Annotated in this window: 11 protein-coding genes; 10 read left to right on the top strand and 1 reads right to left on the bottom strand. The window is 58.1% G+C overall.

Annotation, left to right across the window (positions count from 1 at the left end; all coding sequences use genetic code 11):
- The first annotated feature begins 8 nt into the window (after positions 1-8).
- The 8 genes from DKW72_RS15435 (at position 9) to flgL (ending at position 11,805) form a co-directional block, all read left to right on the top strand.
- Positions 9-2,384 (top strand): flagellar hook-basal body complex protein, encoded by a 2,376-nt coding sequence (locus tag DKW72_RS15435; RefSeq protein ID WP_111643291.1) that lies wholly within the window; start codon positions 9-11, stop codon positions 2,382-2,384.
- A 631-nt stretch (positions 2,385-3,015) separates the two neighbouring features.
- On the top strand, positions 3,016-3,759 hold the full coding sequence (gene flgF, locus DKW72_RS15430; RefSeq protein ID WP_111643290.1) for a flagellar basal-body rod protein FlgF: 744 nt from the start codon (positions 3,016-3,018) through the stop codon (positions 3,757-3,759).
- Positions 3,760-3,783: 24 nt separating this feature from the next.
- The gene (gene flgG / locus DKW72_RS15425) at positions 3,784-4,569 is read left to right on the top strand and encodes a flagellar basal-body rod protein FlgG (RefSeq protein WP_111643289.1); all 786 of its coding nucleotides are present in this window, start codon (positions 3,784-3,786) and stop codon (positions 4,567-4,569) included.
- A 17-nt stretch (positions 4,570-4,586) separates the two neighbouring features.
- The gene (gene flgH / locus DKW72_RS15420; RefSeq protein WP_111643288.1) at positions 4,587-5,270 is read left to right on the top strand and encodes a flagellar basal body L-ring protein FlgH; all 684 of its coding nucleotides are present in this window, start codon (positions 4,587-4,589) and stop codon (positions 5,268-5,270) included.
- A 17-nt stretch (positions 5,271-5,287) separates the two neighbouring features.
- Complete coding sequence (locus tag DKW72_RS15415; protein WP_198411393.1) at positions 5,288-6,388, top strand: flagellar basal body P-ring protein FlgI; 1,101 nt, start codon at positions 5,288-5,290, stop codon at positions 6,386-6,388.
- Entirely contained in the window at positions 6,389-7,423 is a 1,035-nt protein-coding gene (gene flgJ, locus DKW72_RS15410) for a flagellar assembly peptidoglycan hydrolase FlgJ (protein ID WP_111643286.1), read from the top strand.
- Positions 7,424-7,428: 5 nt separating this feature from the next.
- Complete coding sequence (gene flgK / locus DKW72_RS15405) at positions 7,429-10,179, top strand: flagellar hook-associated protein FlgK (protein ID WP_111643285.1); 2,751 nt, start codon at positions 7,429-7,431, stop codon at positions 10,177-10,179.
- Between the two features lie 12 nt (positions 10,180-10,191).
- On the top strand, positions 10,192-11,805 hold the full coding sequence (gene flgL / locus DKW72_RS15400) for a flagellar hook-associated protein FlgL (protein WP_111643284.1): 1,614 nt from the start codon (positions 10,192-10,194) through the stop codon (positions 11,803-11,805).
- 452 nt (positions 11,806-12,257) lie between these two features.
- On the opposite strand, the gene DKW72_RS15395 is transcribed toward flgL, so the two are convergent.
- Positions 12,258-13,367 (bottom strand): Gfo/Idh/MocA family protein, encoded by a 1,110-nt coding sequence (locus tag DKW72_RS15395; protein WP_111643283.1) that lies wholly within the window; start codon positions 13,365-13,367, stop codon positions 12,258-12,260.
- Between the two features lie 345 nt (positions 13,368-13,712).
- Here DKW72_RS15395 and DKW72_RS15390 point away from each other — a divergent pair, with 345 nt between their 5' ends.
- Complete coding sequence (locus tag DKW72_RS15390; RefSeq protein WP_111643282.1) at positions 13,713-14,048, top strand: flagellar protein FliT; 336 nt, start codon at positions 13,713-13,715, stop codon at positions 14,046-14,048.
- 334 nt (positions 14,049-14,382) lie between these two features.
- Entirely contained in the window at positions 14,383-16,101 is a 1,719-nt protein-coding gene (locus tag DKW72_RS15385; RefSeq protein WP_111643281.1) for a flagellin N-terminal helical domain-containing protein, read from the top strand.
- Positions 16,102-16,140: the final 39 nt, after the last annotated feature.

The raw sequence follows: 16,140 nt of genomic DNA, 5'->3' as shown, positions 1-16,140 counted from the left end.
AGAAGGTTATGCCATTCAATACAGCACTCAGTGGCATTCGCGCCGCTAATACCGATCTGCAAGTGACCGGTAATAACATCGCCAATGCCAGCACCACCGGCTTTAAAACCTCGCGCGCCGAGTTCGGCGATGTCTATGCCAGTTCACTTCTGGGGAGTAGCCCCAACAGCGCCGGTAGCGGCGTGAATTTGCATAAAATTCGCCAGCAGCACAGCCAGGGCAATCTGAATTTTACCGAGAACCAGCTGGATCTGGCCGTTAACGGTGCGGGCTTTTTTGTGGTCAGCAACGAAGATGGTCAATTTTATACCCGCGCGGGTGCCTTTGGGCTCGATCGCGATGGTTATATTGTTTCGAACACCAACGACCGCTTGCAGGGCTTCGCCGCCGATGATCGCGGCAATGTCGGCGGGGTACTGAGCGATCTGCAAATCGACGTCAGCACCCAGGCTCCGCGGCAAACGACCCTGGCGGAGGGGCAATTCAACCTCGATGCCAACGAAACTGTTCTGGAATCGGTCGGTTCCAGTATCACCACAGACGGGGGCGCAGTGGGTGTTGCGCGCCAAGGTCTGAGCGAAGATACCACGACGATACTGGATTTGGGCGCTATTGCCACACCGGTGAATTTCACTGCTAACCCGACCAGCTTTCAAATTTCTCTGGCGGGCTCTTCACCCGCGTCAGGCAATGGCACGCTGAACATTACCCTGGATTCCTCCACCGCCAACTCGGTGCAGGATATTGCAAGCCTGATTAACAGCGCGATTTTTGGGGCCTCGGCACCGATCAATGCCCAAGCCGTCGTAGTCGATGGCCGGATTGAGTTTCAGGATATTACGTCCGGTGTCGGTTCCGAAATTACGCTGGATAATGTTACGGGTACCAATGCATTATCCACAGCGCTCAATGATGTTGTGACCGCGCAGAATGCGTCCGGCACGCCGGAATCGGTGGCCGGTATCGCTGCGGTGACCAACGGCTACGACCGCCAGACCCTGGAGTTTACCAACCCCAGTGGTGGCACCGTGACCTTCACCAGCGAGCGCGGGTCGTCGGCGGCGCGTACGGCCTCGGAACTCAACTCGCTTTCCGGTGTGACGGCGTCGGCACGCACACAGGCCACCATCAATGGCGGCACTTTTGACAACAGTAACAACAACCTGCGTCTCAACGGGGTAACGCTCAGCTCCACCAATCTGGAAGGTTTAGCCAGTGAGATCAACAACCTCAGTAGCTCGCGGTTACCCGGTGTACGCGCTGAAGTGACTGATACCGGAGATCTGGAAATCGTCGCTACCACCGGGGCGGATTTACGTTTTACCTTCAACGGGCCGCAACCGGCAGGTAACGCCGATGTGGTTGGTCGTACCGGCACCGGCACCCAGACCGTCGATACCCTGGGCGACGCGGTGGTTATCGGTGGCTCGGTCGAGATTACCATGCAGGAGGGGTACGCCCTGGTGGAGAGCACGCCCGAGGTAGGCAACCTGTTTGCACCTCTGACGCCGGACAGCTTCACTGAAGTGGCCATCAATGCCTTTGATCCTAACGATCAGGGTACCTACAACCACTCCACATCCAGCACTATCTACGACAGTCTGGGCAATCCCCATGTGATGACTCAGTACTTTGTGCGTCAGGAGTATGACCCGGCCGACGCGTCTACTTCGCCCAACCACTGGAGAATGTTTGTCCTGATTGACGGTCAGGACGTGGGCGACCCGGACACCACCTTGCCGTCGCCGGAGAATACGCTGCCCACGCGTGCGGAATTCAATGTCCACTTCCGTTCGGACGGGCGCCTGAATACCGAACTGACCGACGACATGCTGATTTCCAACTGGGTGCCGCGCGACAGCGATGGTGAACCTTTTGGTGCCTTGGCACCACTGAACGTTCTGCAGGGTGGCAGTCTGCCGGTTTCCGAGCCGCCGGCAAGCTCCAACTTTCAGATCGACCTGACCGGTACCACCCAGTTCGGCAGCTCCTTTGCCGTGGAGGAGCGTGACCAGAACGGCTACACCACCGGGCGCCTGTCGGGCCTGGATGTGAGTGAAACCGGGATCATCTTCGCCCGCTTTACCAACGGTGAAGCACAGATTCTGGGGCAGGTGGCGCTCGCCAATTTTGCCAACGTTGAAGCGCTGCGTCCCTCAGGTGAAACCAAATGGTCGCAGACCTTTGAGAGCGGCGAAGTGATCATTGGTGCGCCCGGTTCGGCATCACTCGGGTCGATCAATTCCGGCGCTCTGGAAGAATCGAATGTGGATCTGTCGGCACAGTTGGTCAACCTGATTATTGCCCAGCGCAATTTCCAGGCGAGTGCCAAGACCATTGAAACCGGTAATGCCACCACCCAGACCATCATCAACCTGCGTTAATGGGTTGGGTGCCTTAGCGTCGGATTACGCCCTGGCGGGCTAATCCGACCTACTCGGAACACTGCGCTGATGTCTGGGTTGGGTGCCGTTTTGTCGGATTACGCCTTCGGCTAATCCGACCTACATGAACAATCGACCTACGCGAAACACTGCACTGATGTCTGGGTTGGGTGCCGTTTTGTCGGATTACGTCTTCGGCTAATCCGACCTACATAAACAATCGACCTACTCGGAACACTGCGCTGATGTCTGGGTTGGGTGCCGTTTTGTCGGATTACGTCTTCGGCTAATCCGACCTACATAAACAATCGACCTACGCGAAACAATGCACTGATGTCTGCGTAGGTCGGATTAGCGAAGCGTAATCCGACACCTGAGGCACCCAATCTCAATAATACTCCCCTCAACCCGCCTCCCCAAACCAAAACCCCTGTCCGAGCCAACCCACCACCCAAACCCATCAAATGGGCATCGCCCCAAAAGCGGCAACTCACACCTGCCAAACCTTGCCGCCTTGCCGCCTCGCAACGCTCTAAAAATACCAATAACCTACTGAATTTAAACAATAAAACAAATCAGGCACGGACCCTGCATTAACCCCGGTAAGCAATCCAACAAACCGGAGTTCACAATGGACAAGGCCCTCTACATTGCCATGACCGGCGCCAAGCACAACATGCTGGCGCAGACCAGTCATGCCAACAACCTCGCCAATGTCAGCACCGACGGCTTTCGCGCCGACTTCGCCCAGGCACGCAGCATGGGGGTCTATCACGGTGATGGCCATCCTACCCGGGCTTTCGCGTTGACTGAGCGCCCAGCGACCAACTTTGCCCAAGGGCCGCTCAACAGCACCGGTCGTCACCTGGACATTGCCATCGAGGGCGAGGGTTTTATCGCGGTTCAGGCCCCGGACGGCACTGAAGCCTACACCCGTGCGGGCAACCTGGTGATTGATGCCATGGGCTTTCTGCGCACGGCCAATGGTTTGCCGGTGATTGGTGATCAGGGTCCGATTGCATTGCCGCCCCTGGAGCGGGTGGAAATAGGCCACGACGGCACGCTGTCATTACAGTTGCAGGGGCAGGGCGTCGAGGCCATGGTGGATTTTGATCGCATCAAGCTGGTCAACCCTGCAATTCAGGGCATGGAGAAGGGCGAGGACGGCCTGTTCCGGCACAACGCGTTTGAAGAGTTGGACCCGGCGGCGGAAGTTCGGGTCGTGACCGGCTTTCTCGAAGGTAGCAACGTCAACCCGATCAACGAATTCACCGAAATCATGAGTCTGTCCCGGCAGTACGAAATGTCTGTGAAAATGATGCAAACCGTGCAGCAGAACTCCGAGCGTTCGGCCAGTTTGTTGCAAGTCTCCTAAGCGCTTAACACAAGGTAATTTGTCATGCATTCAGCACTCTATGTCAGCAAAACCGGGTTGAGCGCCCAGGACAAGCAGCTCACCACCATCTCCAATAACCTGGCCAATGTCAGCACCGTCGGTTTCAAACGCGATCGCGCGGCCTTTGAAGATCTGCTCTACCAGGTACAGCGCCAGCCCGGCGCCCTCACTACCCAGGACACTCAGCTGCCCTCGGGCCTGCAGCTCGGCAGTGGTGTGCGGGTTGTGGCCACGCAAAAACAATTTACGGAAGGCAGCCTGCAAGTCACCGATCAGGCCCTCGACCTGGCCATCAATGGTCGCGGCTTTATTCAGATCCTGCAGCCGGACGGCACCCTGGCCTTTACCCGCAACGGTCAACTGCAAATCAACGGTGAGGGTCAGTTGGTCAATAACAACGGCCTGCCCGTGGAACCCGCGATTCTGGTGCCGGAGAATGCCAGCAAAATCACCATCAGCACCGATGGCGTGGTGAGCGCGCATTTCGTCGGTGAAGTGCAACCTCAGCAGTTGGGTGATGTCGTTTTGGCAGATTTCGTCAATCCGTCCGGTCTTGAATCGATTGGCGGCAACCTGTTTGTTGAGACGGTGGCCAGCGGTAACGCCCTTCAGGCCGCGCCGGGTGAAGATGGCATGGGTACCTTGCAACAAGGCATGCTGGAAAACTCCAACGTCGATATCGTGGAAGAAATGGTGAACATGATCACCACCCAACGCGCCTACGAGATGAACTCCAAAGTGGTGTCCACGGCAGACCAAATGCTCCAGTACATCAGCCAGACGCTCTAACGCCGAGGTGAATTGAGATGAATAGACTGATCACGAACCTGACTCGCACCGCCCTGGTCGCTGGCATGCTCAGTGCGCTGAGCGCCTGCGTCACCTACGAGCGCCCTGCGCCGAACGATCCCTATTACGCGCCGCCGGTCTACTCGGCAGGAGAAATGCCCCAGCGCACCGAGGGCTCACTCTATCAGACCCGTTATGGTATGAGCCTGTTTGATGATCGCAAGGCCCTGCAAGTGGGCGATGTGATTACGGTGACACTGAACGAGCGCACTGTCTCGCGCAAACGTTCCAATGTTTCGGTGAGTAAGGACAGCGACACCAATTTCAATGCGGGGCCGCTGTTGGGGAGCAACCTGCCTGAGCTTGAGACCAACCTGGGTCAGAGCCGCGACTTTAACGGCGATGCCGGTGCAGACCAGAGCAACAGCCTGGAAGGCAACATCACCGTGACGGTCGCCGAAGTGCTGCCCAACGGCAACCTGGTGGTGCGCGGTGAAAAGTGGATGACCTTGAACCGGGGCGATGAATTTATCCGCATCAGCGGCATCATCCGCCCGGACGATGTCTCCCCCCAGAACACCGTGCAGTCCAACCGCCTGGCGCATGCCCGTATCTCCTACAGCGGCACCGGCACCCTGGCCGACGCTGGTGAAATGGGTTGGCTCGGACGTTTCTTCAATGGCCCCTACTGGCCCTTCTGAGTACTGAGGACATGACCATGTTTACACGACTTGTTTTGGCCTTGACGCTTTTGCTGGGAGCCAGTCTGGCCCAGGCCGAACGCCTGAAGGATATCGCCAGTGTTGCCGGTGTGCGCTCCAACCAGCTCATTGGCTACGGCCTGGTGGTGGGGCTGGATGGCACCGGTGACCAGACCACCCAGTCTCCGTTTACCACCCAGTCATTCAACAACATGCTCAAGCAGTTCGGCATCACCATGCCAGAGGGCACACGGATGCAGATGCGCAACGTTGCGGCTGTGATGGTGACCGCTGAGCTGCCCGCCTTTGCCCGTCCGGGGCAGGCCATTGACGTCACTGTGAACTCCATCAGTAATGCCCGGAGTCTGCGCGGCGGTAGTCTGCTGGTAACCGAGCTGCGAGGCCTGGATGGCAATACCTATGCGGTCGCGCAGGGCAGCTTGGTGGTGGGTGGTTTTGGTGCCCAGGGAGCTGACGGCTCGCGCGTAACCGTCAACGTCCCCAGCGTGGGTCGTATTCCCAGCGGTGCCTTTGTGGAGCGCTCGGTGGCCAACAATTTTGACGATGGTCAGCCCATTGTGTTCAACCTCAATCGCGCCGATTTCACCACGGCCAACCGTGTCGCCCAGGCCATCAACGACAAGATGGGCCCGGATGTTGCGCGCCCGATGGACGGTGGCTCGGTTGTCGTGGACAGCCCGGTCAATCCAGCCCACCGGGTAGAGTTTATTTCGATCCTGGAAAACATCGAAGTGACACCGGGGGATGAGGCGGCACGGGTGGTGATCAATTCCCGCACGGGCACCATTGTAGTGGGCCAGCATGTGCGCGTGGCGCCAGTGGCCATCACCCACGGCAGTTTGACCGTCTCTATTAACGAGACCTACGCCGTTGCTCAGCCCAATCCTTTCGGCCTGGGGGAGACCGCTGTGGTACCTGGCACGGATATTGATATTGAAGAGGATATCAACCCGATGTTCGAGTTCGCACCGGGCACTACCCTGGAAGATATTGTCCGTTCGGTCAATCAGGTGGGTGCATCCCCCGGCGATTTGATGGCGATTCTCGAGGCCCTGAAACAATCCGGCGCACTGCGCGCCCAGCTAGTGGTGATCTGAATGTTCGCTCTGGAAAACAGCCAAGCCAGCCAACACATGCAAGACTCCGTGTTTAGCGTGAACTCACTGAATCACGTCAAACAGATGGGCAGAGCCGGTGATACCGAGGCTTTGCGGGAGGTCGCCCGGCAGTTTGAGTCCCTGTTTATCCAGCAAATGCTCAAGCAGATGCGCGCCAGTAACGACGTTTTCTCAGAAGGCGGCATGTTCGACAGCAGCGAGATGCGTCACCACGAAGAGATGTACCACCAGCAACTGGGTCTGGAAATGGCCAAGGGGCGGGGCATCGGTTTGGCCGATGCCTTGTATGACCAGATGAAAGCCGCCTACGGCAAGCACTTGCCGCAAGGGCAAACCAATGCCGCCCCAGAAGCCCCCGCATCCTCGGTATCCCCCGTAGGTCGGATTAGCCCGCAGGGCGTAATCCGACAATCCGCTCCCAACCCGGATGCTGGCACCACCCAATCAACCCGCGGCATCCCCAACCCGACCGTCAGTGTGCAGCCCGGCGGCAAAACCGCGGCCCTCAACAGCCCGGCCGAGTTCGTCGAACACCTGACCCCCTACGCCGAGCAGGCCGCGGAACAGTTGGGCGTTGACCCGAGTGTGCTCCTGGCTCAGGCCGCCCTGGAAACCGGTTGGGGCCGCCATGTGATTCACACACGCGAAGGCGACAACAGCCACAACCTGTTCAACATCAAAGCCGACCGTCGCTGGGATGGCGACAGCGTCAATGTCAGTACCCTGGAGTACCGCAACGGCGTGGCCCAACAGGAGCGGGCCGACTTCCGCCGTTACGACAGCTACGCGGAGAGCTTTGCCGATTACGTTGAGTTCTTGCAAAACAACCCGCGCTACCAGCAGGCCTTGAGCGTCGCCGATGATGCTGACGCCTACGCACGTGAACTGCAGAACGCTGGCTATGCCACGGACCCGGCTTACGCGGACAAGATTTCCCGCATTATGAACAGCGAGCTGATGCGCCCGGAGAGCCAGACACTGGCCTCTGCCCGCGACGCTCTTGACGAGGCATAACGATCATGTCAGGTCTGCTCTCAAACGCCATTTCCGGCTTGCAGGCAAGCCAGAACGCCCTGCGTACGGCGGGGCACAACATCGCCAATGCCAACACCGAAGGCTACAGTCGCCAGCAGGTGGGCTACTCGACGCGCCCCGAACAGCGACTGGGCAGCGTCGGCTATATGGGCAGCGGGGTCACCACCCAATCGGTGGAGCGGGTGGTCAACCAGTTCGTCAACGCCCAGCTGCGGACCGACACCTCGGCCTATCATCAGCTGAACGCCTTTGACGGCTATATTCGCCAGGTGGATAAGCTCTTTGCCGATATGAATACCGGCATGGGTGAGTCCCTGCAACGGTTCTTCGCCGCCATGCAGAACGGGGCCGATGACCCCTCGTCGTTAGCTGCGCGTCAGCTCGCCATCACCGAGGCAGAAAGCCTGTCGACCAAGTTCAACGCTTTGCACGACCGGCTTGCGGATATTGAGTCGAGCATCAACCGGGAGGTCTCGGCCGTTACGTCCGAGATCAGCAGCCTGGCCCAGAGCATTGGTGAACTCAACCGCTCCATTACCGAGAAGAGTGCAGCGGTACCCGGCGGCTCGCCCAACGATCTGCTCGACAAGCGTGACGAGGCATTGCGCAAACTGTCAGAGCTGGTGAATATCCAGGTGGTTCAGGGCGGCGATGGCGAGATGAGCGTGTTTATCGGCAATGGTCAACCCTTGGTGATTGGCAATGCCGTGAGTCGCTTTAGCGTTTCAAACGACGGCCAGATCATGCTCAGTAACAACGTCCACTCGGCAGACATTACCGGTCAACTTAAAGGTGGCAAGATCGGTGGCCTGCTGGAATTTCGCGGTGATACCCTGGGCAATGCCAAAAACGAACTGGGCCGAGTTGCGATTGCACTCGCGGATAACTTTAACGAGCTGCAGCAGCAGGGCGTCGATCTGGACGGCGATTACGGCCGCTCTATGTTCCGCGATATCAACGACCCGGCGCTGGCACAAAAACGCATTTACCCCGGCAACAATGCGCTGCCCAATGATCGGGACCTGTCCCTGTTTATCGATGACACCAGTCGCCTGACCACCAGCGACTACCGGCTGCAGATACTGCCCAACACCAGCAACTATGCCATCACCCGCCTGAGTGACGGCGAACTGGTGGGTCAGGGAGCGCTGCCGGGGGGCTATCCTTACGAAATTGAGTTTGACGGCCTGAGACTGCGTCTTGATGGCGGCAGCTTTCAGGGTGGCGACAGTTTTACCCTGAAGCCCACGGTCGAAGGTGCCAAGGATATTCGCGCGGAGCTCAGCCGCCCGGAAGATCTGGCCTTTGCGCTCGCGATCCGCACGGGCAGTGACTATGGCAACCAGGGTAACGGCGAAATCAGCCAGGGTGACATCCAGAGCCTGTACGATGCCAACGGTAACCTATTGCCCGCCTTTGCCAACCCGGGACAGCTGTCGCCCCCGGTGGTGATCCGCTTTACCTCGGAAACCACCTACGAAGTGCTCGACAACAGTGACCCGGAGAACCCGGTACCGCTGGAGCCACCCATTCGGGAGCAACGCTTCCGGCCCGGGGCGGAAAATGCCATTTTCAGTTCCGATCCGGGCGAGACGGTCATCGTTGGCGATGGCGCGCGGCTGGGGTTGCCGGAAGGCCGCTCCCCAGACGTTCTGGCCAGTGGCGCCCAGCGTCAGCCTAATGGCTACCCGGCTGAACAGCTGACTTTTTTTGTGCAAGATCCCGATACGGGTGTGATCCGCCAGGAGCGTATGGTCACGCGGGCCAATGCCACGGCGGCGCAAACCGCCGAGCAGCTGAGCAATATGCCCGGCGTATCGGCCAACGCGTTCACCACCGCCAGTCTGACGGATATGCAGTTCGAGGATTTCGATAGCCCCTTGCAGATCACCCTCAATGGCGAGGCGCTGATTCCCTATGACCCGGACGGTGACATTCTGGGTCAGGTTCCCAACCCCAACACCGATCCGGTGGGCTTCAATGATTTTCTTGCCGAGCAGATCAACGGCAACGATAACCTGAAGGCATTGGGTATTCGCGCGGAGAGTGGCACCAATCCCGTCACCGGCCGCTCGGAGGTGCGCCTGGTGGCTTCCTCGGGTGTCGATCTGGACGTGCGCCTGGAGGCGGACAACCCCAACAATCGCCTGGGTGTGAACGACAGCAATGGCAACCCGACCGTTCGCCTTGAAGGGCAGGGCGCTGGCAGCGAGAGTCAGGTCACTGTCGGTGGCCGTATCGACATTACCCTGGCCGAAGGAATTCGCCTGGAAACCGCACCCACGACCAGCGGCCTGTTCGGCGATAGTCGCGCCGATGACTTTGCGCGCTCGGCGTACCTGGGCTATCAGGTCAACATTAAAGGTCGACCTCAGGCGGGCGATACCTTCACTGTCGATTTCAATTCGGACGCCACCAACGATAACCGCAACGCTCTGCGCTTCGCGGCGCTGGAAACCCAGGGGACCGTCGCCGACGGCGGCAAACTCAGCTTGTCCGACGCCTACGGTCGCCTGGTGGAAACGATCGGCAGTAAAAGCAGTCTGTCGCGCATCAATACCCAGGCCGCCGAAGGCCTGATGCAGCAGACCCAGGCTACCCGGGACAGCATCTCCGGGGTGAATATTGATGAAGAGGCGGCCAACCTGATCAAGTTTGAGCAGATCTACGGCGCCAATGCCCGGGTACTGACCGTCGCCCGGGACCTGTTTAATACTTTGCTGAACAGCATTTAGAGGCAAGCAGCCATGCGCGTATCCACCTCTATGGTGTACAACATTGCCAACGTGAGTTTGCACAAAACCCAGTCGGCCATGAACCGTACCAACGAACAGATGGCTACCGGCAAGCGGGTACTCAGCCCCGCCGATGATCCGGTGGCGGCCACCAACATCCTCAAGCTCAATCAGCAGTTGGGGCGCCTGGAGCAGTTTGATAAAAACATCAACATTGCCCAGAACAACCTCGAGCTCGAAGAGGCCACCCTGGATGCCGTACTCAATATTGTCCAACGCATGAACGAGCTGAGCGTACAAGCCGGTAATACCGGCACAATGAACTCCGGTAACTATAAAGCCATGGCCGCCGAGGTGGATACCCGCATCGACGAGTTGCTGAATTTGATGAACACCCGCAACGCTTCGGGTCAGTATATTTTTGGTGGCCATCAGGGCAGTACTCAGCCCTTCGAGCAGGATGACGATAACTTTTTCTACCGGGGTGATCAGGGCGAAAAGCGCATTCAGATTTCGGAAAACGTCACCGTGCCCGTGACCGATAACGGGCGCAAGGTGTTTATGGACATCCCCAGTGCCCATCCGACCTTTACCACTCGCGCCAATCCGGCCAATCAGGCGCAGCCTCCGGCCAGTATCAGTGTCGGGCAGGTGGTGGATAAAGACGCCTGGAGCGAAATCTACCCCGGTGACCTGGTGATCACCTTTAATGCCCGAAGTGCCATTGACCCTGCCGGTAGCAACTTTACCGTGACCGAACGCAGTTCGGGCAAGGTGCTGATGGCCAATGAGCCGTTCACGCCGGGGCAGGAGATCGAAGTGGGCGGCGTCAGCTTTGCTATTGATGGCCAGCCTTTCCCGGGAACACCCGCAGAGCCGGGCAGTTTACCGCTGAACGTGGATGCGCCGGTCGACTTCAGTGTGGCACCGGCGACGGTGGTGATGACCGTTGGTGGCGTGTCGGAAACTTTTGTTTTGGATCAGCCCGTGACCAACGAAGCGGAGCTGTTTGCGGCTTTGAGCAGTACGGTAGAAACCGTGGCGGGTAGCGGCGCCGATCGCAACGCGGCCAGACTGGCTAATCTGGGGCTGACCCTGGAGCCAGGTGAGGGACTGGTGTCGGCGCGAGGTGAGAATATCACCGTCCGCAATGGCAGCGCCGCCACCAACGATGTGTTCGGATTCGAAACCACCGGCGCCGGTACCACCTCGGACAATGGCGTATTGGCCGAGCGGGGCGATCGCTTCTCGGTCAATGCGACGCCCAATCAGGGGATTTTGACCACGCTCTCGCGCCTCAGTGATGCCATGAAAAATGTCGAGGACAACCCCAAAAGCAAAGCCGCGCTCGGCGATATTGTCGCGCAAACGCTCGCCAACCTGGACAACGGCCTGACCAGCTTGACTACGCTTCAGGGTGCGGTGGGCGCCAGGTTGAATACCCTGGACAGTACCCGGGAGTTGAATCTGGAGACCAAGCTGTACTCCGACCAACTGCTGTCTGACCTACAGGATCTGGATTACGCCGAAGCCAGTACCCGACTCGCCATGGAGAGCATGGTGTTCAGTGCAGCCCAGCAGAGTTTTGTCAAAGTCAGCCAGTTGAGCCTGTTTAACTTCCTCTAATTTCAATTGACTCTGACCCCATTGAAATTATTGTCGGATTACGGCCTTTGGCCTAATCCGACCTACTCAAACAGTGGCACGATGTATCGGGTGGGGTGCGGCATTGTCGGGTTACGGCCTTTGGCCTAATCCGACCTACTCAAACAATGGCACGGGGTATCGGGTGGGTTGCGGCATTGTCGGATTACGGCCTTTGGCCTAATCCGACCTACTCAAGCAGTGGCACGATGTATCGGGTGGGGTGCGGCCTTGTCGGATTACGGCCTTTGGCCTAATCCGACCTACTCAAACAATGGCACGGGGTATCGGGTGGGGCTCCTTATTGTCGGATTACGGCCTTTGGCCTAATCCTACCTACTTAAACGATGGCACGATGTACCGAGTAGGTCGGATTAGCGCGTAGCGCGTAATCCGACACTGAGGCACCCAACCCACCAACCGCGATCCCACCATCAAACCGGTGCCAACTCAACCCAATCGCCCTTGCGGGCCGACTCGAATGCCGCATTGACGATCACAATATCCCGCAAGCCCTCAATACCCGGTACCTTCACCGGTTTATCCTCCAGAATCGCCAACGCATCATTATCCATCTGCGCCGCCTGCTGATTGGCAATGGGCTTATCCAACTGGGTACCGTCGCTGGCCTCACCGCTGACGCCGGTGTAGGAGGACATGGGAATCAGGTTGTACCAACCCTCTGCGCAGGTCACCTCCAGAGCGTTGCCCGGTTTTACAAAGCTGGTCATACACTCGGCGGTAGCCCCGCTCGGAAAGCGCAACTCAAAATGGGTCGTGGAATCCACCTCGGTAAAAGCGTCCGGGTGGGTGATCTCGTGCCAGGCCTTGATGGCGATGGGCTCCTCCCCGGTGCTGTAGCGCGCCCCCTGCAACGGATAGACCCCCATATCGTACATGGCACCACCGCCCATCTCCCGGCGCATGCGCCAGTTATCCGGCGAGCGGTTCTCGCCCCCGGTGTAGGCGGCTACCGCCTCCACCTTCTCAATCGGGCCAAAGGGCTGCTCCTCGGCCCAACGCATCACGGTCTGGGTGTTGGGTTCGTGGTGCAGGCGGTAGCCCACGGTCAGTTGCACCTTGTTCTTCTCGCAGGCATCGATAATGGCCTGGCACTCGGCCCGGTCCATGGCCATGGGTTTCTCGCACCACACATGTTTGCCGGCGTTGGCGCCCGCCAGTGAGTGTTTCATATGTAAGCTGGGTGGGGTCACAACGTAGACCACGTCGATATCCGGGTTATCGGCCATCTCGTGCATGGTGTCATAACTGTAGACATTGCTGTCCTTGATGCCGTAGCGCTCCTGCCACTCGGGAATCTTCTCCGGGCTGCCGGTCACAATGCCGCGCAGCTCGCAGTGTTGGGTCAGTTGCAGCGCCGGTGCCAACTGTCGAGTGCTGTACCGTCCCAGTCCCACCAGCGCCACGCCGATCTTGCGCCCGGGCGCGCCAATCAGGTGCGGCGACCAGCCGGTGGCGAGCAGGGCGGAGGAAATACCCAGATGTTGTAGCAGGCGGCGGCGGGTAGGGTGGTAATGACGCATAAAAACCTCCAGAACGGGTGAGCTAAACGCAATGTCCTAAACTATAGCAGCGGATGGGCGATATACTTTTTATACGGCCCGATGCCTCACTGTCGGATTACGCCCCTTCGGGGCTAATCCGACCTACTTGAACCATGGTACGCCGTTTCGGGTTGGATGCCTCATTGCTTCCTCGGGGCTAATCCGACCTACGTAAACAATGGTACGCTGTCTCCAGTAGGTCGGATTAGGCGCAACCGTAATCCGACAAAAACACCACCCAAGTCCCAGTAGGTCGGATTAGCGAAGCGTAATCCGACACCTGAGGCACCACCCCAGAACCATGTGACGCCAAAAGGAAACCCCATGACCAACCCCCATGAAAGCACCTGCCTGAACCCGGTCTACCAGGCCATCGACCAGTCCCGGCGACTGCTGGCGCTTGCTCGGGAAGACGACTGGGCCACCTTCGAGCAGGTGCTGGCCGAGCGTCAGGAATCCCTGGAGGCTCTCAAAAGCAGCGAATTCATGGTGGAAGTGGTCAAAAACGGCTACGCGGAAGTCCTGCGAGAGGCCATCGTCGAGCTGCAGGCGCTCAATGAGCAGGTGGGCGAACTGGCGGAGACCAGCAAAGCCCGCTTGAGCGAGCAGCTCAAGGAGTTTGCTCGAGGTGATAAGGCCAAGGTGGCTTACGGCAAGTAGCCTTTTATCGGGGTTGGGTACCCCATTGTCTGATTACGCCCTGCGGGCTAATCCGACCTACTTAAACAATGGCACACTGCTCCCTGTAGGTCGGATTAGCGCAAAGCGCGTAATCCGACACCTGAGGCACCCAACCCCTGCAGCCCCAAACAACCCCCCTTCCAACCCCAAACGGCACGAAAAACCACCAAATCGCAAAAAAAAACCTAAAGCTCTCTCCGGAATGGTCGAAAAGCTATACAGAAGTCCTCATACCCAAGGTTTTCGGGCTTCACCAAACGACTTGTATCACGGCTGGTAAAGCCTGTGTCCAGACCAACCCAGGAGATTGACTATGTCACTCGTAATTAACACAAACGTAGCCTCTCTGAACGCTCAGCGTCAGCTGATGCAATCAGGTAACGCACTGGATCAGGCCACCGAGCGCCTGTCCTCCGGTAACCGTATCAACTCGGCTAAAGACGACGCCGCCGGCCTCGCCATTTCCAACCGGATGACCTCTCAGATCCGTGGTCTGGACCAGGCCATTCGTAACGCCAACGACGGTATCTCCATGATTCAGACAGCCGAAGGCGCTCTGCAGGAAGCGACCAACATCCTTCAGCGTATGCGCGAGCTGTCGATTCAGTCCGCCAACGGCATTTACTCTAATGATGACCGTCAACGTCTGGATTCCGAAGTACAGCAGCTCAAAGTTGAGCTGGACCGCCTGGCGAATGACACCACCTTTAACGGCCAGAAACTGCTTGATGGCAGCCTGAGCAACGCCTTGTTGCAGGTTGGTTCCGAGCAGGGTCAAACCATCGGGGTTTCTGTCGAGTCTTTCAATACCCGTTCGCTCGGTGGAACCACTGGCGATTTGGTGGGTGAGGAAAGTACCGGAATAGCCGCTCTGAACGCTTTTGCTGGTGGTGCTGGCACTACACTGGTAATTAACGATGTCAATATCAGTGACTTGTCTGGAGCAGGTAGCGTCAACGATGCGATGAAAATCATCAATGCCGACTTGAAAGACACAGGCATTGAAGCTTCGACCATTGTGCAGGCGACAGCAAGTGGCGTGGGTGACGGGGTGTTGCGCGGTACTGATACCTTTGACATTGTGGTTACGGATGGCGATGACAACACTCAGTCTTACCAAATTGGTGGTACCAACAGCATGGAGGAGTTGGTGGCCAAGATCAACGCTGATACTTCCATTGAGGCATCGCTGGACAACAGAGGCCGCTTGGTTTTATCTGCAGAGGGCGTTGAAACTATTGCGGTTACAGACGCCTCGGACGCCACCGGGTTCGGAACAGCGGCAGTAACTACTCAGTTCTCACTGGTGCTGAACGATACGACCGGTCAGGGTCGAGCGATTACTGTCGAAAATGACGCCGGTACTGCCGCGGGATTTGCTGATCTTGGTATCGACCGCAATGATAGTAATGGCAATCTGGTGGGTGTTGCTGTTGGTGGCGCGGCAGGCACACTCAACGAAGGTGACTTGCTGATCAATGGCGTTGCCGTAGGCGAAACCACACTGACAACCACAGTGGGCGATAACGCTGAAGCCTTGGCGAAATCCATCAATGATATTTCCAGCCAAACTGGTGTTGTAGCGAATGTGAGTGCCGCCAACGAACTCTTGTTGCGCTCGGCCACAGGTGATCAGATCTCTATTAAGTTTGCCGAAAATGCAACAAATGTCGGCACCCAAACAGGCTTGCAAGAGCGCAACGCCCTGGACGGTATCGGCTCTGTCGCTAGCCTGGACATCTCGACCTTTAACGGTGCTCAGAAAGCCATCGGCATTCTGGATAACGCCATCGATCAGGTCGGTCAGGCCCGTGCAGACCTGGGTGCGATCAACAACCGCCTGGACTTCACCGTATCCAACCTGGCGAACATCAGTGAAAAAACCTCAGCAGCCCGCTCGCGCATCACCGATGCCGACTTTGCTGCCGAGACGGCTGAACTGAGCCGGTCACAGGTGCTGCAACAGGCGGCTTCGGCCATGTTGGCCCAGGCTAACGCCCGTCCGCAGCAGGTGCTGCAGCTGCTCCAGTAAGATGAGTCTCTCCGCCGGTTCGCCGGCGGAGCCCTTGAG

This window comes from Marinimicrobium alkaliphilum (genome assembly GCF_003259155.1).
GTDB lineage: Bacteria > Pseudomonadota > Gammaproteobacteria > Pseudomonadales > Cellvibrionaceae > Marinimicrobium_A > Marinimicrobium_A alkaliphilum.
The sequence above is the reverse complement of the archived record's forward strand: the minus strand, read 5'-3'. Positions and strand labels throughout refer to the sequence as shown.